The 25457-nt window shown below is 39.0% G+C and carries 23 protein-coding genes; 9 read left to right on the top strand and 14 right to left on the bottom strand.

The genetic code is table 11. The annotated features are described in order from the left end of the window. Positions 1–97: 97 nt before the first annotated feature. The gene (locus tag IEW82_RS14125) at positions 98–1069 is read right to left on the bottom strand and encodes a hypothetical protein (RefSeq protein ID WP_188695593.1); all 972 of its coding nucleotides are present in this window, start codon (positions 1067–1069) and stop codon (positions 98–100) included. Positions 1070–1158: 89 nt separating this feature from the next. Here IEW82_RS14125 and yyaC point away from each other — a divergent pair, with 89 nt between their 5' ends. After that, positions 1159–1803, top strand: coding sequence for a spore protease YyaC (yyaC, locus tag IEW82_RS14120; RefSeq protein WP_188695590.1), 645 nt, complete (start codon positions 1159–1161; stop codon positions 1801–1803). Positions 1804–2320: 517 nt separating this feature from the next. Here the strand turns inward: yyaC and IEW82_RS14115 are convergent. The 12 genes from IEW82_RS14115 to rpmH form a co-directional block, all read right to left on the bottom strand. Next, complete coding sequence (locus tag IEW82_RS14115) at positions 2321–3034, bottom strand: DUF554 domain-containing protein (RefSeq protein WP_188695587.1); 714 nt, start codon at positions 3032–3034, stop codon at positions 2321–2323. Between the two features lie 281 nt (positions 3035–3315). Then, on the bottom strand, positions 3316–4167 hold the full coding sequence (locus IEW82_RS14110; protein WP_188695584.1) for a ParB/RepB/Spo0J family partition protein: 852 nt from the start codon (positions 4165–4167) through the stop codon (positions 3316–3318). Next, positions 4164–4922, bottom strand: a complete 759-nt coding sequence (locus tag IEW82_RS14105) for a ParA family protein (protein WP_188695581.1) — start codon at positions 4920–4922, stop codon at positions 4164–4166. Before IEW82_RS14105 ends, IEW82_RS14110 begins: the two co-directional genes overlap by 4 nt. Before the next feature lie 200 nt (positions 4923–5122). After that, positions 5123–5971 carry a nucleoid occlusion protein gene (noc, locus tag IEW82_RS14100; protein ID WP_188695579.1) on the bottom strand — a complete coding sequence of 283 codons (849 nt, stop codon included), beginning with the start codon at positions 5969–5971 and terminating at the stop codon, positions 5123–5125. A gap of 118 nt (positions 5972–6089) precedes the next feature. After that, entirely contained in the window at positions 6090–6797 is a 708-nt protein-coding gene (gene rsmG, locus IEW82_RS14095) for a 16S rRNA (guanine(527)-N(7))-methyltransferase RsmG (RefSeq protein WP_188695576.1), read from the bottom strand. Positions 6798–6831: 34 nt separating this feature from the next. After that, on the bottom strand, positions 6832–8718 hold the full coding sequence (mnmG, locus tag IEW82_RS14090; RefSeq protein WP_188695573.1) for a tRNA uridine-5-carboxymethylaminomethyl(34) synthesis enzyme MnmG: 1887 nt from the start codon (positions 8716–8718) through the stop codon (positions 6832–6834). Between the two features lie 45 nt (positions 8719–8763). Further along, positions 8764–10140 (bottom strand): tRNA uridine-5-carboxymethylaminomethyl(34) synthesis GTPase MnmE, encoded by a 1377-nt coding sequence (mnmE, locus tag IEW82_RS14085; protein ID WP_188695570.1) that lies wholly within the window; start codon positions 10138–10140, stop codon positions 8764–8766. A gap of 418 nt (positions 10141–10558) precedes the next feature. Further along, complete coding sequence (gene jag / locus IEW82_RS14080) at positions 10559–11263, bottom strand: RNA-binding cell elongation regulator Jag/EloR (RefSeq protein ID WP_188695567.1); 705 nt, start codon at positions 11261–11263, stop codon at positions 10559–10561. Beyond that, the gene (gene spoIIIJ / locus IEW82_RS14075) at positions 11260–12039 is read right to left on the bottom strand and encodes a YidC family membrane integrase SpoIIIJ (protein ID WP_188695564.1); all 780 of its coding nucleotides are present in this window, start codon (positions 12037–12039) and stop codon (positions 11260–11262) included. Before spoIIIJ ends, jag begins: the two co-directional genes overlap by 4 nt. A 37-nt stretch (positions 12040–12076) precedes the next feature. Beyond that, positions 12077–12328: a membrane protein insertion efficiency factor YidD gene (gene yidD / locus IEW82_RS14070; RefSeq protein WP_188695561.1), complete on the bottom strand. Its 252-nt coding sequence runs from the start codon at positions 12326–12328 to the stop codon at positions 12077–12079. Then, a complete protein-coding gene (rnpA, locus tag IEW82_RS14065) occupies positions 12325–12684 on the bottom strand; it encodes a ribonuclease P protein component (RefSeq protein ID WP_188695558.1) in 360 nt (119 codons plus the stop codon). Before rnpA ends, yidD begins: the two co-directional genes overlap by 4 nt. 244 nt (positions 12685–12928) lie before the next feature. Next, positions 12929–13063: a 50S ribosomal protein L34 gene (gene rpmH, locus IEW82_RS14060; protein WP_188695556.1), complete on the bottom strand. Its 135-nt coding sequence runs from the start codon at positions 13061–13063 to the stop codon at positions 12929–12931. A gap of 658 nt (positions 13064–13721) precedes the next feature. On the opposite strand from rpmH, the gene dnaA reads away from it, so the two are divergent. The 8 genes from dnaA (at position 13722) to IEW82_RS14020 (ending at position 24447) form a co-directional block, all read left to right on the top strand. After that, positions 13722–15086: a chromosomal replication initiator protein DnaA gene (dnaA, locus tag IEW82_RS14055; protein ID WP_188695553.1), complete on the top strand. Its 1365-nt coding sequence runs from the start codon at positions 13722–13724 to the stop codon at positions 15084–15086. 218 nt (positions 15087–15304) lie between these two features. After that, on the top strand, positions 15305–16447 hold the full coding sequence (dnaN, locus tag IEW82_RS14050; RefSeq protein ID WP_188695606.1) for a DNA polymerase III subunit beta: 1143 nt from the start codon (positions 15305–15307) through the stop codon (positions 16445–16447). A 466-nt stretch (positions 16448–16913) separates the two neighbouring features. Continuing rightward, positions 16914–17132, top strand: coding sequence for a S4 domain-containing protein YaaA (gene yaaA / locus IEW82_RS14045; protein WP_188695550.1), 219 nt, complete (start codon positions 16914–16916; stop codon positions 17130–17132). A 21-nt stretch (positions 17133–17153) separates the two neighbouring features. Further along, complete coding sequence (recF, locus tag IEW82_RS14040) at positions 17154–18278, top strand: DNA replication/repair protein RecF (protein WP_188695547.1); 1125 nt, start codon at positions 17154–17156, stop codon at positions 18276–18278. A gap of 12 nt (positions 18279–18290) precedes the next feature. After that, complete coding sequence (remB, locus tag IEW82_RS14035) at positions 18291–18542, top strand: extracellular matrix regulator RemB (RefSeq protein ID WP_188695543.1); 252 nt, start codon at positions 18291–18293, stop codon at positions 18540–18542. Positions 18543–18602: 60 nt separating this feature from the next. Then, positions 18603–20522, top strand: a complete 1920-nt coding sequence (gene gyrB / locus IEW82_RS14030) for a DNA topoisomerase (ATP-hydrolyzing) subunit B (RefSeq protein ID WP_188695540.1) — start codon at positions 18603–18605, stop codon at positions 20520–20522. A gap of 160 nt (positions 20523–20682) precedes the next feature. Then, positions 20683–23172 (top strand): DNA gyrase subunit A, encoded by a 2490-nt coding sequence (gyrA, locus tag IEW82_RS14025; protein WP_188695538.1) that lies wholly within the window; start codon positions 20683–20685, stop codon positions 23170–23172. Positions 23173–23373: 201 nt separating this feature from the next. Beyond that, positions 23374–24447: an HD-GYP domain-containing protein gene (locus IEW82_RS14020; RefSeq protein WP_188695535.1), complete on the top strand. Its 1074-nt coding sequence runs from the start codon at positions 23374–23376 to the stop codon at positions 24445–24447. Here IEW82_RS14020 and IEW82_RS14015 read toward each other — a convergent pair. After that, positions 24442–25398 (bottom strand): YaaC family protein, encoded by a 957-nt coding sequence (locus tag IEW82_RS14015; protein WP_188695533.1) that lies wholly within the window; start codon positions 25396–25398, stop codon positions 24442–24444. The genes IEW82_RS14020 and IEW82_RS14015 overlap by 6 nt on opposite strands. Positions 25399–25457: the final 59 nt, after the last annotated feature.

The following is a 25457-nucleotide window of genomic DNA, read 5'->3' as shown; positions in this document are numbered from 1 at the left end:
AGAGATGACATAGGTCATAAGCATAAAAAGGGTTTTATGGATTATCAATCCATCAAAATTACAACAAAATCAAAGTCGATTTCAATTCATCACGGATTCAGGAATATAAATTTAAAATTCCATATATTGGATATAAAATGGTTATAAGCTTGGCAAACCCCACAGTTGTAAATGGAATCATAATCAGCACTAACCCCAATGCAATTTCCCATAAAGGACGATGAAAGACCTTTTTAATTCGAGTGACTAATCCCAATATGCCAGAGGCTGCTGTAGTGTAGATCGCACACCATAATAGAACCGTCATGACGAAGGTCATAGCATAGGGATAATTCTTTAAAAGCGCGAATAACGGCATTTCATAAATCATCACATCGTTTCCTACATGAACAAGTGATTCATTATATAAAAAAGAAATGATGCCAAGGAGCAGTCCACTGCCCAAGGCTGCGATCCATATTTCCCCTTTGGACTTTATTTCTCTTCCTATTGCACCAAGAATCGCTGCTAAGGGAAGAACGTTCAATGCAGTGAAGGTAAACGCTGATGTCCAGTTGGATTGATGGGTGAAATCAATGATCCATAACCCTTTTGTTGTTTGTCCAAATTTCAAAAGTACACCAACTAATAAGAGGATTAACAATGGAATAATGATGATATTAATAGATATAACGCCTTTATTTCCTCGAATAAATAATAAAACCAAGCATCCACTAATTAATAGAATGCCAACCCAATAAGGAATACCAACCGCTATAAGGGCGGCCCCTCCACCTGCAAGCATGACCACTGTTGTTGTAAATAAATAGATAAAAATCATCCCGTCATATAGAATGGTCATCTTGCCTCCTAACAATTTCTCCAAGACAGGTTTATAATGGATGGTTTGTCCCTTATAACTAAGCATCATCATCACATAGGTAGAAATAATAAATAAAAGGGTAAATAAACCGATGGCAACGGCACTTTCTTGTCCAAAAAATTGCCAAAGCTCTCTTCCAGAAGCATAACCCGCACCAATCATGGTACCTAATATGAGAAACATCCACTTCAATCCAGCCTTAATCATAAAAGTTCCCTCCATCAGCTTAATAAGGGACGTATAGAATGAACGATTTGTCCGTATACTAATACTAATATTATTAAGGAGCGGAACCTATGAATCTAAAAAGACCATTTAATCTTGTTAAAAAATCAACTGAGTTCTGTATTTCCTATAATGATCCATTCTCTCGGACGAAGCTCACAAGATCCATCGAATCCTTTATCCGCGATGTGCCAGTCACCAGACAAATTGTCATTGTATGTATTGGCACAGATCGTTCTACCGGGGATTCATTAGGTCCACTTGTAGGAAGATACTTAAATCGATTCTCCCATCAGCCTTATGCGATTTATGGCACCATTGATGCACCTGTACACGCGATGAATCTTTCTGAGACCATTGAGCTCATTTATACAAAATACAATCATCCCTTTGTTATTGCCGTTGATGCTTGTCTAGGAAAATACGAAAATATTGGCAATATCACCCTTGATAAAGGTGCCATAAAGCCTGGTGCGGGAGTGAAGAAAAAGCTTCCTGAAATCGGAGATATACATATTAAAGGGATTGTGAATGTAAGTGGCTATATGGAATATCTCGTTTTACAGAATACTCGCCTTTCCTTGGTCATGAATATATCCGAGGTCATTGGTTCTTCCTTGCATAATGCGCTCATCAACCACTTTATTCGTCAAACTGCGACAAAAGTCTCCATTAATCAAATGGAGCTTAATCCAAATCCTTTGGTAGATTCGTAAATGTTCATGGAATTATAGGTAATAAATGATCGTTCACTGACATTCTACCTTTGATGGGGTATGAAATATTGAAGCCTTCACATTATCTGTAAGTATAATAAACGCGACTAATAATGCTTAGACATATTCAGATGCTATTTGACTTTTTTCTATAAGCCTTGAAACGTTCCTGCCTAAGCGCTAAGAAAAAAAGGGCGAAAAGCATGCCCGGTCCTTGTCCTTAGTATAAGGCATCATCCAATATGAAAAAAGCTTCATTGCCTAGTCAAGTGGATGGGAGCGCAAAGCGCGAGATTCGGGACACTCTAAAATCATGTGTTCCCGCCTCTCCGCTGACTCATGATGCGATACTAGAGTCCTGCGGGAAGTGGGAGTTTAGTAAGACTCCGCAGCACAAGGAACTTACCAGTCCCCGCGGAAAGCGAACTGCCTGGAGCGAAAACGTGCACTATCCACTCCATTAGATAGCACCAAAATTCCATACTAAAAAACAGGCCGCTTCCCTTTCAGCGACCTGTTAGCCTATCATATAATGAATCGTGACTATACCAACACAAACGACAAGACTTGGTAATAAATTTGCTGTTTTTATCTTTATAAGCTGTAATAAATTGAGTCCAATAGCCATGATAAGAATTCCCCCTGTCGCAGTGACTTCATTAATCAGCACCTTCATTAAGTCACTAGGGATCCACTGCGTAACTTCTGTAGCGCCCAGAGCAATACCTCCCTCATAAAGAAAGACAGGAATTGCAGCAAAGAGCACACCAAATCCTAATGTCGTAGCAAATATAACGGAGAAGAATCCATCCAGCATGGCCTTTGTATAGAGCACGCGATGATCATGCTGCAGTCCACTGTTCAATGCTCCGATTATCGCCAATGATCCAACAACGAAAACTAACGTAGCAGTCACAAATGCTTTTGCTACATCCCCTTTGCCCTGATCTGTATTAGGTTGGATCTTTTTTTCAATCCAAGTTCCTAATTGGTTAAGGCGCACTTCGAGATCCAACCATTCACCAATAATGCCTCCTAAAACAAGGCTACCTATAACAATTAAATAATGATTGCTTTTAAAACCCATTTGTATACCTAATAAGATCACTGCTAAGGACATCCCCTGAGAGACAGTGACTTTTATTTTCTCTGGGATCTTATTGAGTAGCATCCCAATTAACGACCCTATGATAATAGCCACTGTATTAACCAACGTTCCTAGTAACACCATAAGCGATCAACCAATCCTTCAATTCATTCTAATAGAAAAGAATAATATGAATCTAGCATTAAAAAGAACATTCACTTTACCTGTTCAAATCAGCCATTATTAATGGTACTTTCGCAATAGTTAGTTGCTTAGTCCATAATCCTTTGATATTTGGGAGCACTAAGCCACCTATCTCCTAATAAGCATGCCCACTCATACATAGACATTAAAAGGAAGGCGGTGATGATTGATAAAAAAGCGGCATTAAATAGAAAGAAAAACCGAATGAACGGTTTATCTTTTTAGTTCTCAAGAATTTCTAAGACTCGATTCAAGTCATCACTTGAGTAATATTCTATTTCTATTTTACCTTTTTCCTTATTTTTAGCTTGTTTAATAACAACTGATGTACCGAATTTTTGCTTAAGCTCAACTTCTTTCTGTTTTAAGACAGGATCTAAATGCTCTTTTTTCTTTTTATTTGTTCCACGTGGAACATCTTCGTTTAATTTTGTGATCAATTTTTCTAAATCACGGACATTCATCTGTTCCTTTATGATTTTATCGACGACGTTGGGCATTAATTTCTTATTTTTCAATCCGAGTAAGGCTCGTCCATGTCCCATCGAGAGCTTACCTTCAGCTATTAATGCTTGCACAGCCTTATCAAGTTGTAATAAACGCAAATGGTTGGCAACATGTGGACGGCTCTTTCCAAGCTTTCTAGCCAGCTCTTCTTGAGTTAATTCAAGCTCTTTCATTAATTTTTTATAAGCATTCGCTTCTTCTAGAGGATTCAAATCCTCTCGTTGCAGATTCTCGATTAAGGCGATCTCCATCATTTCTTTATCTGTAAATGTTTTAATGATGGCTGGTACGGTTTTAAGCTTAGCTTCAACTGCCGCTCGGTAGCGTCGTTCTCCAGCAACGATATCAAAGCCCTTAATGCTTTTTCTTACAATTAACGGTTGAATGATACCGTGTTCTTCTATGGATTGTTTTAACTCTTGTATAGCTTCCTCGTCAAAGTACTTTCTTGGTTGATAAGGATTAGGACGTAAATCTTTTACCTTAACCTCCTGGACACTTTCATCTTCCTTTACTTCTGTCTCTGGAAAAAAAGCTCCAATACCTTTACCTAAACCCCTGCTCATCCATTCATCACTTCCTTTGCAAGATCAAGATATACTTCAGCACCTCGAGACTTTGGATCATATATAATAATCGGCTTGCCATAGCTTGGCGCTTCACTTAAACGGATGTTTCTCGGAATGATCGTCTGATAGACTTTATCCTGGAAATACTTTTTAACTTCTTCAATGACCTGAATCCCTAAATTGGTTCTTGCATCTAACATCGTTAGCAGCACGCCCTCAATCATGAGATCGTTGTTCAAGTGCTTTTGAACAAGGCGAACTGTATTTAAAAGTTGACTTAATCCTTCCAAAGCATAATACTCACATTGAACAGGAATAATGACTGCATGAGAAGCTGTAAGAGCATTTATGGTCAATAATCCTAAAGAAGGTGGACAATCAATAATCATATAATCATAATCATCTTGAATCTTCTCCAGAGCTCGCCCTAAACGAACTTCACGTGAGATTGTAGGTACTAATTCAATTTCAGCCCCAGCTAATTGAATGGTTGAGGGAATAATATCTAAACCTTCGACATTCGTTGAATGAATAACATCCTTGGGATCGACATCCTCTACAAGAACATTATATATACACTCATCCACATCTCCCTTATCAATGCCGACACCACTTGTCGCATTTCCTTGTGGATCAATATCTATTAGCAAAACTTTTTTACCCATATAAGCTAAACACGCACTAAGATTAACGGAGGTTGTTGTCTTACCCACTCCGCCTTTCTGATTGGCAACTGTTAATATCTTGCCCACTTTCACACCACCTTCAAAACAAACACAAGTAATATATCCATTTTATCATGAATTATCATCAATTTAATAGAAATGATGAAATTTAATTAAAATGAATTTTTTCATAGACAATATAAGTTATGTGTCAGAGACATAGTCTCCTGCCATCAAATCAAAGGCTGACAGGAAACCAGTTTGGTTTCCTGTCAGCCTTACTTCTATTATTTATTTTTGGGAATTCTGATCGTAAATTGATAATAATCGCCCAAATCTTCCTCATTTGTATCTACCTTTAAACCAGATTCACTTACCATGCCAACAGATTGACGAATCGTATTGACCGCGATGCGCATATCCTTGCTTAATGATAAACGCCGTTTAGGTTTCTTTGGTTCATTGGTTTTCTCAAGAATCGCTTTGATACGATCTTCAGTTTGTTTGACATTTAATTCTTTTTCTAAAATGTCATTGAGAAGCTGCTCTTGTTTCTCAGGCATATTTTTTAGAAGAATCAATGCACGCGCATGTCTTTCAGTAATTTTCTTTTCAAGAAGTGCGTTTTGAATCGATGTTGGAAGCTTTAAAAGACGAAGCTTATTGGCAATCGTTGACTGACCCTTACCTAATCTTTGTGCCAAGCTTTCCTGAGTTAATCCATGGATATCCATTAGTTTTGCATAAGCCATCGCTTCTTCGATTGCTGTCAATTCTTCTCGTTGTAAATTTTCTATCAAGGCGACTGCGGCTGTTTGGGCATCATCATAATCTTTTATAATTGCGGGGACCGTTTCCCATTTAAGAAAAGTTGCTGCACGCCAACGTCTTTCACCAGCTATAATTTCATATTTTTCTTCATCATATTGTCGCACAACAATAGGTTGAATAAGACCATGACTTTGAATCGTCTGTGCTAACTCTTCTATCTTTTCTTCATTAAAAACCGTTCTTGGTTGATATCTATTGGGAATAATATTTTCTATTGAAAGCTCTATCACTTGCTCTTGTTGCCAATCCTCAAGCTCGTCTGGCTTTTCCCCTTGACCAAAAAATTTGGAAAAAGGATGTTTCATGATAAAATCACCACCCTTTATCATCTCTCGTATTAATTCGCTATCAAAAATTGAAATTCCTGCAACGTTCAAGCAATGTTCCACGTGAAACATTCCTTAACCAAGCCTTACTATTATATTACAAAGGTTGCTTAGCAGGAACCCCTGGTTTTCTAGGATATTTCTTAGGTGTCACTTTTGTCTTCTCAATGATAATGAGATGTCTCTGACTATCCTCCTCGGGTAGAACAAACGGAACGACTTGTTTTAATTCCCCTCCTAATGTAGCAATAGCACTGCGAGACTCGGCCTGTTCTTCTTCGCCATGTGCCCCCTTCATAGCAATGAAAACACCTTTAACTTTTGTTAAGGGTAAACAATATTCACTTAATATATTTAAACGAGCAACAGCTCTAGCAGTGACCATATCAAAGGATTCTCTCATTTCTGGTCTCCTGCCAAACGTTTCTGCTCGATCATGATAAAGTAAAATATCCTCCATGCCTAGCTTATCAACTAAAGTATCTAAAAATCCAATTCTTTTTTTAAGTGAATCAACAATGGTCACCTTTAAATGAGGAAAGATAATCTTCAAAGGGATGGATGGAAAGCCAGCTCCAGCACCTACATCACATAACGAACTTATTTTATGTAAATCATAAAAAAAGCTTGGCGTTATTGAATCATAAAAGTGCTTCAAATAAACAGCTTTTCTGTCGGTTATGGCTGTTAAATTCATTTTTTCATTCCACTCTATAAGTGTTTTAAAGTATGTATCAAATTGATTAACTTGGAGAGGAGAAAGGACTATCCCTTTCTCCTCTAATAATTGATTGAAACCTTCCATCTCATATCCTCCAAGTGGGTTCACATGTCGTGACTTATTCTGCAATCTTAGCTAAACGACCTTGTTCTAAATAAACAAGTAAGATTGAAATATCGCTTGGATTAACACCTGAAACACGCGAAGCCTGACCAACAGACAGCGGACGCACCTCAGCTAATTTTTGTTTAGCCTCTGTTGCCAACCCGTTAATGGCGTTATAATCCAAGTCAACAGGAATATGTTTTTCTTCCATTCGTTGCATCTTCTCAACCTGTTGGAGCTGTTTTTCAATGTAGCCTTCATACTTCACCTGAATATCCACTTGCTCAGCAACTTCTTCTGGAATCGTTACTTCTGCAGGTGCTATTTTTGCAATATCACTATAATGGATTTCAGGACGTTTTAACAATTGTTCAGCAGAAACTGGTTCTTTCAAAGGATGTCCGCCCGCTGCAGCGATGATCTCCTGAACATCGTCTGTTGGTTTAATCGCTACATGAGCTAAGCGCTCTTTTTCCTTAGCAATGAGTTGTTTCTTCTCCATAAATTTATTATAGCGCACCTCTGGAATTAACCCAATAGAATAACCGATTTCTGTTAAGCGTAGATCTGCATTGTCGTGACGAAGCAATAAACGGTATTCTGCTCTTGAAGTTAATAAACGATAAGGCTCATTGGTCCCTTTTGTTACTAAATCATCAATAAGCACACCAATATATGCTTGTGAGCGATCAAGAATTACAGGTTCTCTATCAAAAACTGTTTGTGCAGCATTGATCCCTGCCATAATCCCTTGAGCAGCAGCTTCTTCATATCCAGAAGTCCCATTGATTTGACCTGCAGTAAATAAACCTTTCACTTTCTTTGTTTCAAGTGTTGGCCATAGCTGTGTCGGCACCATGGCATCGTACTCGATGGCGTAACCCGCTCTCATCATAGAAGCATTTTCTAGACCAGGGACAGTTCGTAGCATCTCCACTTGGACATCTTCTGGCAAGCTCGTTGAAAGGCCTTGAACATACACTTCCTCCGTATCTCTACCTTCAGGCTCTAAGAAGATTTGATGTCTAGGTTTATCATTAAATCGAACAATTTTATCCTCAATTGAAGGACAATAACGTGGTCCTGTTCCTTTAATCATACCAGAATACATTGGAGAACGATTTAAATTACGGTTAATAATTTCATGTGTTGCTCCGCTTGTATACGTTAGCCAACACGGAATTTGCTCTGTAATGAACTGTGTTGTTTCATAAGAAAAAGCCCGTGGCTCAGGATCGCCAGGTTGAATTTCTGTTTTATTATAATCAATGGTCTTACTATTCACACGCGGAGGCGTTCCTGTTTTAAACCGTACAAGTTCAAATCCTAATTCTTGTAAATGATAGGAAAGATTAATAGAAGGCTGCATATTGTTTGGACCACTTTCATAAGAAAGATCTCCTATAATGATTCTTCCACGTAAAAATGTTCCTGTTGTAATCACTACGGCTTTTGCTCTATATTCAGCATTTGTTTTCGTAATGACACCTTTACAGACCCCATCCTCAACAATTAAGCGCTCAACCATTCCTTGTTGAAGGGTCAAATTCTCTGTTTCTTCAAGCGTCCGCTTCATTTCACGAATGTACATAAATTTATCGGCTTGTGCTCTCAAGGCCCTAACAGCTGGGCCTTTTCTTGTATTTAACATCCGCATTTGTATATGCGTTTTATCAATATTTTTCCCCATTTCTCCACCTAAAGCGTCAATTTCCCGGACAACGACACCTTTGGCTGGTCCCCCGACAGATGGATTACAGGGCATAAAAGCAATTGTATCTAAATTTAGTGTGAGTATTAAGGTGTTTGCACCCATACGCGCTGAAGCCAAAGCTGCTTCAACACCAGCATGACCTGCGCCGACCACAATGACATCGAACGCTCCGGCATTGTATCCCATAGCTGTTTCCTCCTTATTTTTGTTATATATATTGAATGGAATAGACTATTTTCCAAGGCAAAACTGCGAGAATAACTGATCGATTAAACTGTCTGAAACGGTATCACCAACAATTTCACCAAGAATCTCCCAGGTTCTCCGAATATCAATCTGTGCCATATCAATAGGAAGTCCTTCTTCTATAGAAAGCATCGCATCCCCGATGGCTTGTTTGGCTTGCTTTAATAATGAAATATGACGGACATTCGACACATAGGTGAGGTCATTGGCCTCAATCCCCGTTTCATAAAAGAGTGAGGCAATCGCTTCTTCTAATTGATCAATGCCTTCTTCTTTTAATAATGATGTTGTAATGACTGGACGGCCCTCGGCATACGTATTGACTTCATCTAAATCAATGTGCGATTCAAGATCCGTTTTATTAATAATAATAATAGCATTCATGCCCTTAATCGCATCAAATAAACCTTTATCCTCAACGGATAGAGGCTCATTATTATTGAGCAAAAATAAAATGAGATCCGCTTCCTTCAATACTTTACGAGAACGTTCGACACCGATTCTTTCCACTATATCCTCAGTTTCGCGAATTCCCGCCGTATCAACCAATTGTAAAGGGACACCTCTAACATTAACATACTCTTCAATAATATCACGAGTTGTTCCTGGAATGTCAGTAACAATCGCTTTATTTTCATGCACTAAGCTATTGAGTAATGACGACTTACCGACATTGGGTCGTCCTATGATTGCTGTCGCTATGCCCTCCCTGAGTATCTTTCCTTGCTTAGAGGTGATCAACAGCTTCTCGATCTCGTCCTTTATCGTTTCGGATTGCTTAATAAGCAGCTGGTGCGTTACTTCCTCGGCATCATACTCTGGATAATCTATGTTCACCTCAACATGGGCAATCATTTCTAACAGCATTTGCCTCAGCTTTTGAACAAGCTGAGACAGTCTGCCCTCCATCTGCCCCATTGCAACATTCATTGCCTTATCTGTTTTGGCACGAATCATATCCATGACAGCCTCTGCTTGAGATAAGTCGATCCGTCCATTAAGAAACGCACGCTTAGTGAATTCCCCCGGTTCAGCTAACCGTGCGCCCTTACTAAGGATCAGCTCTAGCACCCTATTGACCGACATTAATCCGCCGTGACAGTTAATTTCAACAACATCCTCACGAGTAAAAGTCTTTGGCGTCCGCATGACAGATACCATGACTTCCTCAACATCTCTTTCTACCTCTTCATCGTAAATCTTTCCATAATGAATTGTATGAGAACCCACTTCTGCCAGTGGCTTTCTTCCTCTATATACTGAATCAGCAATCGCAATCGCTTGTTCACCACTTAAGCGGACAATGGCAATAGCTCCCTCTCCAATTGGTGTCGATATCGCCGCTATTGTATCATGCTCCATAGCTTTCACCCTCTTTCAGATATAAATTGTGACCATTATTTACACTCATCTTAAAAATACAAACACCCTTTTACCTTTTTCTCTTGTTCTCTCCTAAAACATATATAAGTGAAACGGATTCTGTCATTCATTCAGATTTATCCACAAAAAGCTATCCTAAAGTAATAGAATACCACATTTTAGTCTGTGGATAAAGCAGTTAACAATTTATCCACAGGTTGATAAATTCTAATAAAAAAACTATCCACAAAGGCCACACCTTTTAAGATAGTCGTTTCGATCTCTAGCATCCGACTCGATGCTACGATCAATTCTTCTTGATGGGGAAACAGTAGTTGAAAACACTTGAGGTTCCATTTGAAATTGAAGAAAAAAAAGAGCCCGGATAACCGGACTCTTGACGCTTACAGCATCCTATTTATTTCGGTTGGATAACAATATAACGGTGGGGTTCTACGCCTTCAGAAACCGTATCAACACGGCTGTTTTTCTGTAAGGTCGCATGAATAATCTTTCTTTCAAAGGAAGGCATAGGATCAAGTTTAACGCGCTTATGAATCTTCGTCGCACGATCAGCATTTCTTTGCGCCAACAGGATTAAGGCTTCCTCACGTTTTTTGCGATAATCCTCGGCATCAAGAACAATCCTTATACTATGATCAGCGTGCTGGTTGGCGACGATATTCGCTAGATACTGAAGTGCATTAAGGGTCTGTCCCCTCTTACCAATGATAATCCCGATCTTATCTCCAGACAATTGAACATGATAATTTCGACTGTCTAATTGTGTTGCTTTAATATCAATAGCAATATCCATTGCTTCTATGATTCGTTTGATATAAGCCGAAGCCGCATCAATCGGATCAGCACTTTCATGTTCATCAGACACGGTTGATTGTGGTGGTATAACTTCTTCTACTTCACTGGGAGCTATAGGTGCTTCGGTTTCTTCAATAAGTGTGACTCTAATCGTTGCTGGTTTTGAGCCTATCAATCCTAGAAAACCTTTTTTTGGTTCTTCTATCACTTCTACATTCACTTTATCTTCACTCGTATTAAGCGTCTGTAAAGCAGATTGCAGAGCGTCCGAAATTGATTTTCCACTTACTGTAACATCCTTCACTTTTTAGCTCCCCCTGTATCCGATTGAATATTGCCCTTCTTCCTCATCGGAGCAATGACAAAGTAGGTTTGGAAAATCATGAATATATTACCAACGACCCAATATAAGGCAAGTGCAGCTGGGAATCTTACTGCTAAGACAAGGATCATAATCGGCATAATATAGGTCATCATTGCCATTTGTGGATTGGCATTTCCAGTGGAGCCCATCATGATCTTTTGTGAGATAAAGGTTGTAATGGCTGCTAGAACAGGCAATATATAATAAGGGTCATGCTGTCCTAATTTAAACCAAAGAAAAACATGTTCTCGAATCTCGTGTGTCCGATAAATTGCATGATAAAAAGCAATAAGGATCGGCATTTGAATCACTAAAGGTAAACAACCTGCTAAGGGATTCACGTTATGTTGTTGAAAGAGCTTCATTGTTTCCTGTTGAAGCTTTTTTTGTGTTTCCTGATCTTTTGAACTATATTTTTCCTTTAATTTCTTTATTTCCGGTTGAACAAGCTGCATATTAAGCGAGCTTTTTGTTTGCTTAATCATCAATGGCAATAGGACAAGACGCACTAAGACAGTACAAATGATAATGGATATGCCATAGCTTCCGCCAAAGAGATTCGCAATGTATGTAATAAATTGAGAAAGCGGCCAAACAAACCATTCATTCCATATTCCGGTGCTATTTGCATCAATCGGTTGATTGTACTGGGTACAGCCGCTTAATAAACCCACAAGGATTATTAAGGAAATGACAAAAAACAATCTTTTCCGCAAAGGGTTGACCTCCTTATTTCATGAGAATCTTCGTTATTTATTTAAATGCATGTTTATGATCATGCTTATGTTCATCTTTTTCAGGTACTGGATCAAACCCACCTGGATGAAAGGGATGACATTTTAGCAGCCTAACAATCGTCAAATAGCTTCCCTTAAAAAAACCGAAACGCTGAAGCGCTTCTATACCATATTGTGAGCATGTCGGATAAAAACGACATGTCGGTGGTTTTAACGGGGAAATGCATTTGCGATAGATAAAAAGAAGACCAATAGCGATATATTTCATCTCGAATCATCCTTGTCCATTTTTAGGAGATCACTCTTCTTTAAAACATGCTTTAAATTCTTTAGCATCTCCCAATAGGTAAGTTCAGATGTAGGCTTCCTAGCAATAATAACACAATCGATGCCTGTAGAGAAACGGTTTTCATAATGGCGAAGCCCTTCACGAATATACCGTTTAATCCTGTTTCTAGTGACTGCATTGCCTATTTTCTTACTCACTGAAAGCCCTACTCTAGCATACGCTTGTTCCCTCTGCTTTAGAACATAGATCACAAACTGCCGATTAGCTGTAGATTGCCCCTTTTTAAAAACGTGCTGAAAATCTTGGTTCTTTTTTAAAGGTTGGATTTTATTCATCTCTTCACTCCAAATCACAAACCTTCTAAATTCATTCAATGACTTCATCATCTATGATAAACGGTAGGTTATATCCTCTATACTTAAAATCAAGAAAAAACTGTTATATAAACTTTAGAAAACGGTACTTTCTCCAAAGAACTCCAAATGAATGGTCTCACTTTTGTTTCTTCTCCTATGATCACTGACCATAAAAATTATTTTACTACTTTAGTGAAAAAAGACCACTGCATCCACAGCGGCCTTAAGCGGATAATACTTTTCTTCCTTTTCTACGACGACGTGCAAGAACTTTACGTCCATTCTTCGTGCTCATACGTGCACGGAATCCGTGTACTTTTTTACGTTTACGTGTATTGGGTTGATACGTACGTTTCATCTATTCCACCTCCCAGAGGTTATCATCCATACTATTTAAGAACATCTTCGGCATGAAAGTACCTAATTGATCCAAAATAACTGTTAGGACCATTTTTCATTCATACACATTCTGATTCATTATAATGAGAAATCCTATGATTGTCAAGGTTCCCCTAATCCTTCTCCGATCAGTTGAAAGTAAATGTGCTTCCTCCAGGCGTTCGATATACTAAACCAAAATATCCAGACGTGTAACATTGTTCTATTGCTACCTTCCAAAATTTGAGGCAGACAGCCCTTCAATTAGATCTGTGGATAAATTTCAAGTCCTTTTAGTGTTTTCCACCAATTTATCGACATTTTTTTCACAAATCCACTTCCTGTTTACAAATGGAGCTGTTAATATAATAGTTTCTATGGATAACATTTTATTCACGTTGCGAGACACCCCTTTTTTTGATATGATATTTGTGTTTTAAAATAAATTTAATGTGACATATCATCTTTTTTATCCACAGGCTGTGGGTAAAATTGTGGATTTTTTCAACACCCTGTTAAATCTATTATCCACATAAAGGTGGATATTGTCGACAAGTCATAGGAATATTGATATACTGTCGAATCTAGACTGTGGATGATTCGGCATCATTTTTCTTTAAGGGGGGATAGCACTGGAAATGGAAAATATCCAACAATTATGGACTGAAGCTTTAAAGGCCATTGAAGCAAAGCTCAGTAAACCAAGCTTTGAAACCTGGCTTAAATCAACTTCCGCGGATTCCTATTCTGATAATGTTCTTATCATATCGGCACCAAATGAATTTGCTAGAGACTGGTTAGAAACGCATTACTCTACTTTAATTATAGATACGATAAAAGATCTAACAGGATCAGAAATTGGCGTTAAATTTATCATTCCACAAAAACCGAACGAAAATGACGATGAAACCTTTGGACAAAGAAAAAATATTCAAAAAAGGCAGCCTATAAAAGGCGATAAAAATAAAGAGCATAGACATATGCTTAACCCCAAATACACATTTGATACTTTTGTAATAGGAGCAGGAAACCGCTTCGCTCATGCTGCTTCCCTTGCTGTAGCAGAAGCACCAGCAAAGGCCTACAACCCATTATTTATTTATGGTGGTGTTGGTCTAGGTAAGACCCATCTTATGCATGCCATTGGACATTATGTCATCGAACATAATCCAGATGCTAAAGTTGTCTATCTCTCATCTGAAAAATTTACGAATGAATTTATTAATTCTGTCAGGGATAATCAACAGGTAGATTTTCGTAATAAATATCGTAATGTTGATGTCCTATTAATAGACGACATTCAATTTTTAGCAGGTAAGGAAGGAACACAAGAGGAATTTTTCCATACATTTAATACGTTACATGAAGAGCTTAAGCAGATTGTCATCTCCAGTGATCGACCTCCAAAAGAAATTCCAACATTAGAGGATCGTTTAAGATCGCGCTTTGAATGGGGACTCATAACTGACATCACCCCACCTGACCTGGAAACACGTATCGCTATTTTACGTAAAAAGGCAAAAGCAGAAGGCTTAGATATGCCAAATGATGTCATGATGTACATTGCCAATCAAATCTATACTAATATTCGCGAACTTGAAGGGGCACTGATTCGCGTTGTTGCCTATTCCTCGTTAATTAATCAAGATATCAACGTTGATTTGGCCTCCGAAGCCCTCAAGGACATCGTGCCTTCATCTAAACCCAAAACGATAACGATCAAGGACATTCAAACCGTTATCGGAGAGCATTACAACATAAAACTAGAGGATTTTTCCGCCAAAAAAAGAACAAAGTCTATTGCTTTTCCAAGACAAATCGCCATGTATCTCTCTCGTGAGCTTACCGATTATTCGCTACCTAAAATTGGAGAAGAGTTTGGTGGTCGAGATCATACGACTGTTATTCATGCTCACGAAAAGATTTCAAAGCTTTTAGACACCGATAAAGAGCTGCAGCAAAAGCTAAAGGAAGTTACTGAACAGTTGAAATCACCCGTATAATCTTCCACAATGCTGTGCATAACTTTTTCAGTTTTATGATCATTTATACACAAACTATCCACATGTGGATAACCCGTAGTTTCTAGTACTTTTAAAGTTATACACATATTCACGGGACCTACTACTATTACTACTAGTTTTTTAATAATAATTATATATAAGGAGGCCTTGCTTTGGAGGACCTTATTCACTCTGAATCCATAGACTCTGATTGGATGATGAAAATAACTGTTTCAAGAGAGAAACTCGTAGAAAATGTCAATTATGTTTTAAAGGCAGTATCTTCAAGAACAACGATTCCTATATTAACGGGAATTAAACTCGTAGCCAGTAAGGAAGGCATTGAATTAACAGGAAGTGACTCAGATGTCTCTATCCAATCCTTTATTCCTACTGAAGAAAATGATATTGAAAATGCTTCTATTCACATTCCAGGAAGCATTGTTCTTCAAGCCCGTTTCTTTGCAGATATCGTCAAAAAATTACCTGGCGATTCGGTCGATATTGAAGTAGATTCCAGACTCATGACACGAATTACTTCAGGATCTAGTGAATTTAATTTAAATGGTTTGGATGCAGAGGAATATCCTCATCTTCCTACTATTTGGGAAGAACATTCATTTAGTATTCGAACAGATATTCTTAAACACCTTATCAGACAAACGGTTTTTGCGGTGTCCACCTCAGAAACACGCCCGGTGTTGACAGGTGTAAACTGGAGTATCCAAAATGGTAAATTAAAATGTGTAGCAACAGATAGCCATCGTCTCGCAATGAGAACCATTGACATTGAAACAGATGAACAATTAGATAAAAGTAATGTCATTATTCCAGGAAAAAGCTTAAATGATCTAGCGAAAATTTTTGACGACACGGGATCAGAATGGGTGCAAATCATCATTACAGATAATCAGATCCTTTTTAAGGCGAATCATCTGCAATTCTATTCAAGATTGCTCGAAGGCAACTATCCTAATACCGATGGTTTAATTCCACAAGAGACAAAGACAGAAGTCACATTAGGGACAAAATCCTTCTTACAAGCCATTGATCGGGCGTCTTTGTTAGCAAGAGAAGAAAAAAATAATGTTGTGAAATTAAAAACATTAGATGGTCAGTCCTTAGAAATCCTTTCACAATCAACTGAAATAGGCCGCGTGCATGAAAATGTGGATGCCCAAGAAATCAGTGGGGAAGAGGTTCGCATTTCATTTAGTGCAAAATACATGATGGATGCTTTAAGACAGATTGATGCAAGCGACGTAAAAATCAGCTTTACTGGAGCAATGCGCCCCTTTTTGATTCGTCCTGTAGAAGAACAAGATCTCCTCATGCTCATCTTACCTGTGCGTACAAACTAATCTCATTCTTTACACGCGTCAAGATCTATTCGTTATGCGTATTCAATTGTAAAAGGTCTCTACAATAAGAGGCCTTTTATTACTTATTTGTTAGAAAAACATCGCTAAGGGCTAATCAAATAGGCCATAAAGAGTTACAATAGAAAAAGATGCTTTCTAATCAGCAAGTGCTAGCACGCTTATCATTCACATTACTCATGTGCTCTAGTATCATCCAATGGCAAGTGTTAATCGTTTAAATAGCATTTTTATTAAAAATTCGTATGCCGTCTTAGCTCGGCGATAAGCCAGTTTTTCAAATCCTTTTCCATCATCGCTTTAGCAAAGATTTATTTTTAAAGTATATGGAAAATTGGACAAAAACATGCCCGGTTCTTATTAAGATATTTAAAAGCTTTTAATAACAAATATATGCAAGGAAGATGAGCGGTCTATTCTCTTAAAAAATTTAAAGGATGTTCTTAAAGTGAAAACCATTCAACTCAAATCAGATCAACCTTTCATTACCTTAGGACAATTGCTTAAGGCTGAAGGAATAATTAGTACAGGCGGGCAAATTAAATGGTTTCTTGAAGAAAATCAGGTATTTGTTAATGATGAACGAGAAACAAGGCGTGGAAAAAAGCTTCGAGTCAATGATAGGATTATCATTGATAATCATGGAGAATACGTCATTACAGAGTAGACTATAAAGGGGGAGCCCCTTTTGCATTTAGAAACCATTGATGTGCAACATTTTCGAAATTATGAACATACTTCTATCGACCTTTCTGAATCAATTAACGTTTTTATTGGGGAAAATGCGCAGGGAAAGACCAATCTTCTAGAAGCAATCTTTGTTTTAGCCATGGCAAAATCACATCGTACGCCTCATGTGAAAGAATTAATCCAATGGGGCCAAGAATATGCTAAAATAGAGGGAAGAGTAAACAAGAAAAATGGGATCATCCCTTTAGAGTTAACGATTAGCCATAAAGGGAAGAAAGCGAAGGCCAATCATATTGAGCGTAAAAAATTGAGTCAGTATGTTGGTTTATGTAATGTCGTCCTATTTGCTCCAGAAGATCTCAGGCTAGTTAAAGATAGTCCAAGCCACCGACGTCGATTTATTGATATGGAAATTGGACAGATTCAACCTGTTTACATGCATGAGTTATCTGAGTTTCAAAAATTGTTACAGCAGCGCAATGCTTTGCTTAAAAAACTATCACGTGAGGCCAAACCATCGACAACAATGCTCGAAATTTTAACAGAACAGCTGATAGAGTTAGCAGCTGATATCGTTTATCGGCGATTTCGTTTCATTCGCCTGTTGAGGGAATGGGCAAGGCCGATTCATCAGAGTATCAGCAATGGCCAAGAGGCATTAGATATCCATTATGTATCAAGTGTCAATGAGGTATCAGAAGGACTTGAGTTGTCAAGGATAAAGAGAGAGTATGAAAAGGCTTTCGAATCTAGTCAAAGAAGAGAGCTTGATCGTGGAACGACACTTATTGGTCCCCATCGTGATGATCTTCAATTCATCGTTAATGATAAAAATATTCAAATCTTTGGCTCACAAGGGCAACAGCGAACAACTGCTTTGTCATTAAAGTTAGCTGAAATTGAATTGATTCACAATGAGGTTGGAGAATACCCCATTCTGCTACTTGATGATGTTTTAAGCGAACTGGATGATCAACGTCAAACCCATTTGTTATCAACTTTTAAAGAGCGGGTTCAAACCATTGTAACGACGACAAATGTCGGTGCCATTGATCATGATATGATAAAACATGCGAGATCCTTCGACGTTCACAAAGGGCAAATTGGTTTAGAAAACAAATAAGGAGTGGAGCCTATGTTTATTAACTTAGGTGAGGACACCATTATTCGAACAGATGAAGTGATTGCCATTTTTGATTATGATCTTTTTCGCAATGATGTGAACAACCAACAATTCATAGAAAAATCACTTACCAATAAAACATTAATGGACATTGGCGAACAGGTTACTAAGGCGGTTGTATTGACCAATGACACCATTTATTATTCACCCTTTTCACCGGCGACATTAAAGAAACGCTCCCAAAATGCAATCAATTCTCCATAGAAGATGTGTACTTAATACTGCAATTGTAAATGATTACCTGGAAAGAAGAAGGTGGATTAATTGTCTGAAGAACTTAATGCAAAAGCTTATGATGAAAGTCAAATACAGGTGTTGGAGGGTCTTGAGGCGGTACGTAAACGCCCAGGCATGTATATCGGTTCAACCAGCGGCAAAGGCTTGCACCATCTCGTGTGGGAAATCGTCGATAATAGTATCGACGAAGCACTGGCTGGATATTGTGATGAAATCAAGGTGTCCATTAATACCGACGGTGGAGTGACTGTTGAGGATAACGGAAGAGGTATCCCTGTAGGTATACAAGAAAAAATGGGACGCCCTGCTGTAGAAGTCATCATGACTGTCTTACATGCTGGCGGTAAATTTGGCGGTGGCGGTTACAAGGTATCTGGTGGTCTACACGGTGTAGGTGCTTCTGTTGTAAACGCACTGTCTGAAACGATGTGGGTAAAAGTTCACCTCAATGGTAAAATCCATTACCAAGAATATCACCGCGGCGTCCCAGCAGCTGATTTAACTGTTATTGGTGATACGGATAAAACGGGGACAGTGATTCATTTTATTCCAGATAAAGAGATCTTTAAAGAGACAACCACCTTTGAATTTGATGTGTTGGCTAACCGTTTAAAAGAACTTGCCTTTTTAAATAAGGGCATTCGTATCAAGATTGAAGATGAACGGGAAAATGGAAAAAAAACAGAGTATCACTATGAAGGCGGTATAAAATCCTTTGTTCAATATTTAAACCGCACGAAAAATGTTTTACATGAAGAACCTATTTATATTGAGGGCGAAAAAGATGATATTTCCGTTGAGATCGCCATGCAATACAATGACAGCTATACAAGTCAGCTCTATTCATTTGCCAATAATATTCATACGCATGAAGGCGGTACACATGAATATGGCTTTAAAGTTGCCCTGACACGTGTGATTAATGATTATGCAAGGAAGAATCAAATATTTAAAGAAAGCGATCCGAATTTAACAGGGGACGATGTCAGGGAAGGGTTAACGGCCATTGTCTCTATTAAGCACCCTGATCCGCAATTTGAAGGGCAAACGAAAACAAAGCTTGGGAACTCAGAAGCTCGTACTATCACTGAGTCTTTATTTTCAGAGGCTTTTTCTCGTTTTCTATTCGAAAACCCTGATACTGCTAGGCTCATTGTTGAAAAAGGTGTAATGGCCTCTAGAGCAAGAGCAGCGGCGAAAAAAGCTAGGGAATTAACTCGGCGGAAATCAGCTCTTGAAGTCTCCTCGCTACCTGGTAAGCTTGCTGATTGCTCCTCAAAGGATGCTAAGGTATCAGAGCTTTATATTGTTGAGGGGGATTCCGCAGGTGGATCAGCTAAGCAAGGACGAGATCGTCACTTCCAAGCCATTTTGCCTTTAAGAGGTAAAATTTTGAATGTAGAAAAATCGCGTATAGACAAGATCTTATCCAATGCCGAAGTTCGGGCCATTATAACAGCCATTGGCACGGGTGTTGGTGAAGACTTTGATATAGAAAAAGCACGCTACCATAAGATTATAATCATGACCGATGCTGACGTTGATGGTGCCCATATTCGGACACTTTTACTCACTTTCTTTTATCGTTATATGCGGCAGTTGCTTGAAAGGGGCTATATTTATATTGCTCAGCCGCCATTGTACAAGATTTCTCAAGGGAAGCGTGTTGAATATGCTTATAATGAGCGAGAGCTTGAAAAGACGATGGCCAATCTTTCACCCAATCCGAAGCCAGGTATCCAGCGGTATAAAGGTCTGGGAGAAATGAACCCTGAGCAATTATGGGAAACAACGATGGACCCAGATAACCGTATGGTTTTACAAGTGAGTTTAGAAGATGCTTTAGAGGCTGACGAAGTATTTGAAATTTTGATGGGAGAAAAGGTGGAACCACGCCGAGCCTTCATCGAGGAAAATGCCAAATACGTTGAGAATCTTGATATATAATTGCTTAGAAAGTCAGTGTTATATTTTAAATAGGGATTGATTAGTGAAGATTTACACTTTTCCCTGATAAAACATCCAGCATTATGCTGTTTGATAGGACTGTTTGCTGTTGATAAAAGTTTAGAGCTTTTATTGGCACATTAAGGTAGGAGGATTTTTCATGTCTGAAAATCAACCATCACGTGTGATACCGATCAACATTAGTCAGGAAATGCGGACATCCTTTCTCGATTATTCGATGAGTGTTATCGTTAGTCGGGCACTTCCGGATGTTCGTGACGGACTGAAGCCGGTTCATCGTCGTATTTTACACGCTATGAACGAGTTGGGAATGACATCCGACAAAGCGTACAAGAAATCAGCCAGAATCGTAGGGGAAGTGATTGGTAAGTACCATCCACACGGCGATTCTGCTGTCTATGAAACCATGGTGCGAATGGCTCAAGATTTTAGTTATCGCTATGAGCTGATAGATGGCCATGGGAACTTCGGATCAATTGATGGAGATGCCGCAGCTGCGATGCGTTATACAGAAGCGCGCATGTCCAAAATTTCAATGGAACTCGTTCGAGATATTCGTAAAGACACTATTGATTTTAAAGATAATTATGATGGCTCAGAGCAAGAGCCAGCTGTTTTACCTGCACGTTTTCCGAATTTGTTAGTCAATGGAGCATCAGGTATTGCCGTTGGGATGGCCACTAATATTCCTCCTCATCAGCTTGGAGAAATTATTGATGGTTTACTCGCGTTAAGTCATGACCCTGATCTCGAAATCAATGATTTAATGGAATATATCCCAGGGCCAGACTTTCCAACAGCAGGCCTTATCTTAGGACGAGAAGGGATTAGAAAAGCCTATCATACAGGGAAAGGCTCCATTCTTTTACGTGCTAAGGTTGAAATCGAACAAGAGGCCAATGGGAAAGAAACCATCCTGGTTACTGAACTCCCTTATCAAGTGAATAAGGCGAAGCTTATTGAGAAGATTGCTGAACTTGTCAGGGATAAAAGAATCGAAGGGATCACTGACCTTCGTGACGAATCGGACCGTAATGGGATGCGGATTGTCATCGAAGTACGTCGTGACATGAATGCCAATGTGCTTTTAAATAATCTTTACAAGCACACCGCACTACAAACGAGCTTTGGGATCAATCTGCTAGCATTGGTTGACGGACAGCCGCGCGTGCTGAATTTAAAAGAATGCTTGTCTTATTATCTTGATCACCAAAAAGTGGTCATTAGAAGAAGAACGCAATATGATTTGAATAAGGCAGAGGCGCGTGCACATATTTTAGAAGGACTGCGCATTGCTCTAGATCATATTGATGAAATTATTAGTCTCATCAGAAGTTCAGCGACCACGGATATTGCCCGTGCGGGTCTTATGGAGCAATTCAACTTATCTCATGAACAAGCTCAGGCGATTTTAGACATGCGTTTGCAGCGTCTAACAGGCTTGGAAAGGGATAAGATTGAAAATGAATATAAAGAGCTTGTAGCCCTCATTGCGGAGCTTAAAGCAATCCTTGCAGATGAAGAAAAACTATTGGACATCATTCGTGAAGAATTGACAGAGATCAAAGAAAAATATAATGACGAGCGTCGTACAGAGATCACTGTTGGGTTTGACATGATTGAAGACGAAGATCTCATCCCAAGAGAAAATATTGTTATTACGCTCACCCATAACGGCTATATCAAACGCATGCCGATTGATACGTATAAGAGCCAAAATCGTGGTGGTCGGGGGATACAGGGAATGGGAACCAATGAAAATGATTTTGTTGAACAGCTATTTCCGACCAATACCCATCATTACATTCTCTTTTTCACAAATAAAGGGAAGGTATACCGACTTAAAGGGTATGAAATTCCTGATTTGGGTAGAACTGCAAAGGGCATCCCGATCATTAATCTGATTCAGATTGAAAAGGATGAGTATATTACGACAGTATTCCCTATCGAGGAATTTGTGGATGATTCTTACTTATTCTTTGTGACCAAAAAGGGTATTGCTAAGCGCTCCACATTATCTGCTTTCTCCAACATTCGCAAGGGCGGCTTAATTGCCTTGAGCTTGCGAGAGGAAGACGAACTCATTTCCGTTCGCTTGACGAACGGTGAGAAAGAGGTTTTTGTCGGCACTAAAAAGGGTCTCTCCATTCGTTTTAAAGAAGAGGATGTAAGAACGATGGGGCGGACAGCCGCTGGTGTGAAGGCCATAACGTTAGCCGAAAATGATCATGTTGTAGGTGTAGGGATCATTGAAGAGGATGAGGAAGTCCTCATTGTCACTGAAAAGGGCTATGGTAAGCGAACCTCTGTCGATGAATACCGCTTGCAGACGCGTGGTGGTAAAGGGATCAAAACCTGTAATATTACGGATAAAACAGGTGATATGGTTTCCCTTAGAATGGTCAAAAACAATGAGGACTTGATGATCATTACGACCAGTGGAATTGTCATCCGAACCGCTGTTTCGGGTATTTCACAATTAGGAAGAAATACCATGGGTGTTAAACTTATTAAGATCTCCGACGGAGATAGTGTAGCAACGGTTGCTCGCATTCAAGAGGATGACGAAAATCCTCAGGAAGTGACTGAAGAAGAGCACTCTGAAAACAATACAGATACGGAAGAATAAGGCATATGAAGTTTAGGGAATCAAGAGAGCTCACTTGGTTCCCTCTTTTTTAAAATGAATGTTTGTCGATCGTATTTCTGATAATTAAGTGTCCCACATAATAAACCTAGGCTTAAGCTGCTTGTAGTCTTTAAAACGTACCAGATGTTTTTGGCGTTTCCTAAGTTATATACAGAATTCTTCAAGGGAGATGGGCAGGGCATGAAGGTCAGTACGAAGGAGCTAAAAAAAGGTTGCATTTTAATAACAGATATCTTCTCTAAAACAACACATCCTATTATTCCCAAGCAAACCGTTTTGTCAGAAATACATCTTGATGTTCTTAAAGCTTTTAATATTCAAGAGGTGGACGTTGATAGGCTTTTAGCTGACGGCACACCATTTGAAGTCCAGGCAGCAAAAGAGGAATCAGGTGAGGAAGATGAAAAAGAAATGTCTGCTCTCATCATGGCTTATCACAAGGCTGTCAAAGGGTATAAAAAGCAGTTCTCGGCCATTCAGAATGGTCAAGCCTTTCAATATTTTGAAATGCGCCGGATTTTTGATCCTTTAGTGGCTCGGTTTATCCGTGAGCCACAATTGATTCTTAATTTACACCATTATAGTCGAGTAGATGAGTATTATTTTCATCATGCTGTAGCTGTAGGGCTTTTAGCCGCTCTGTTAGCCAAACAGCTCAAGTTTAATAATAAAGAAACGGCTGATATCGGATTGGCAGGGCTTTTGGCAGATATTGGTATGACCAAACTTCCCCCACAGCTTTTACACAGCACACAGTCATTATCTGATCAGGATGTGAAACGACTAAGGCAGCACCCTATCTATAGCTATCAATTATTGAAGGTGGAGCCGCGTCTGAAAGAAGGCGTCCTGCTCGGTGTCTTACAGCATCATGAAAGAGAGGACGGAAGTGGCTATCCCTTAGGCATTAAGGGAGCACAAACACATCCCTACAGTAAAATCATTGCTGTTGCTGATACCTTTCAGGCCATGATGACTGAGCGGCCTTATCGACCAAAACAATTGATTTTTAAAGTAATAGAGGTTATCAAGGCAGACCAATTTAATAAATTTGATCTAAGGGTCGTTAATAGCCTTTTGGAAACAGCCGTTCATATCGCTATCGGTATGAAAGTGGTCTTAAGCAATGGTGGAATAGGCGAAATTGTTTTTATTGATCCGGCGCTCCCAACGCGTCCTATTTTACGAATGGAAAATAATCAGCCTCTGTCTCTTAAAGATCATCCGCCGCTTTATATCGAGAAAGTTTTATAGTATAGGATCAGAGAGTAGGCGTGCCACCCTATAAGGAAATTTTCTTTGTGTGAGATCTAAAAAGGCATGAATAACTGGGAGATCATTGGATGTTTGGTGCAAGTGCAGCTCACTCCACCATTCTGTTTCATATCGAGCAATCATGCTTAAATTATATAAGAGCATTAAATGGACAAGGATTTCAGGGAGAGGTTCATAGCTCTTTTTTATACTAGGTAAATAATAGGTATTATTACTGTCTATGAGTGTGAACGTTAATTCTGAAAGATCGTCTTTATTTAACTGGAAGGTTAAGGTGCCAGCCCTTGCATTTTGGGTACTCAATGGCTTGATTTCATGTTTTAAAAATTGAAAATAGCGAGAAGCTGTCATATGAAGATCATCCAGTAAGCGTTCAGAAGCCCCGTATATGCCTGGGGCTATTTCTAATATAGGATAGCCAATGGTCGTTTGATAAAGTTGATCGAGCAATTGTCTTAAGTCGGGGAGGCGTACAAGAAGCTCCATCATTTTAAATTTCTGCCCTTCAAGTGACGACAACTGGAAGAGATGGTGAGCAACATATGAAAACAGGCCACGTTTTTGGATGAGGACCGTGTCTTGAGAGAATTCATAATGCTGACTTTTTCGCTTGCGTGAGGAAAGACCATGGGCTAGGACCTCACTATTTTGAGGATATCTTTCATCCACAATTAATAGAGTGGCTTTGAGAAGCTGAATGGCGCCATAAAATAAGAGAATCGGTTTAAGTTCATAGGGGGCGCTTAATGCCTGCTCATAAAATTTTCTGCCATGCTCAATATAATAACAAAATGGATAGCCGTTTTTATAGCTAAAAGAAAGAGGTTCCTTCACGCCGCGTTTCTCATATTTCGATCGTAAATACTGTTGGGTATAGGTGACGGATTTAAAGGGGAAATAGTGAGACCAAACAGTGTTAGATTGCTTCATGATACCCTCCTAGTGTTTTGAAAAATAGAACAATTAGGTGTTATCTTGACAGTTATATA

It is taken from the genome of Pullulanibacillus camelliae (assembly GCF_014642655.1).
In the GTDB taxonomy this organism is placed as follows: Bacteria; Bacillota; Bacilli; order Bacillales; family Sporolactobacillaceae; genus Pullulanibacillus; species Pullulanibacillus camelliae.
This window is presented reverse-complemented; position numbering and strand designations above follow the sequence as displayed.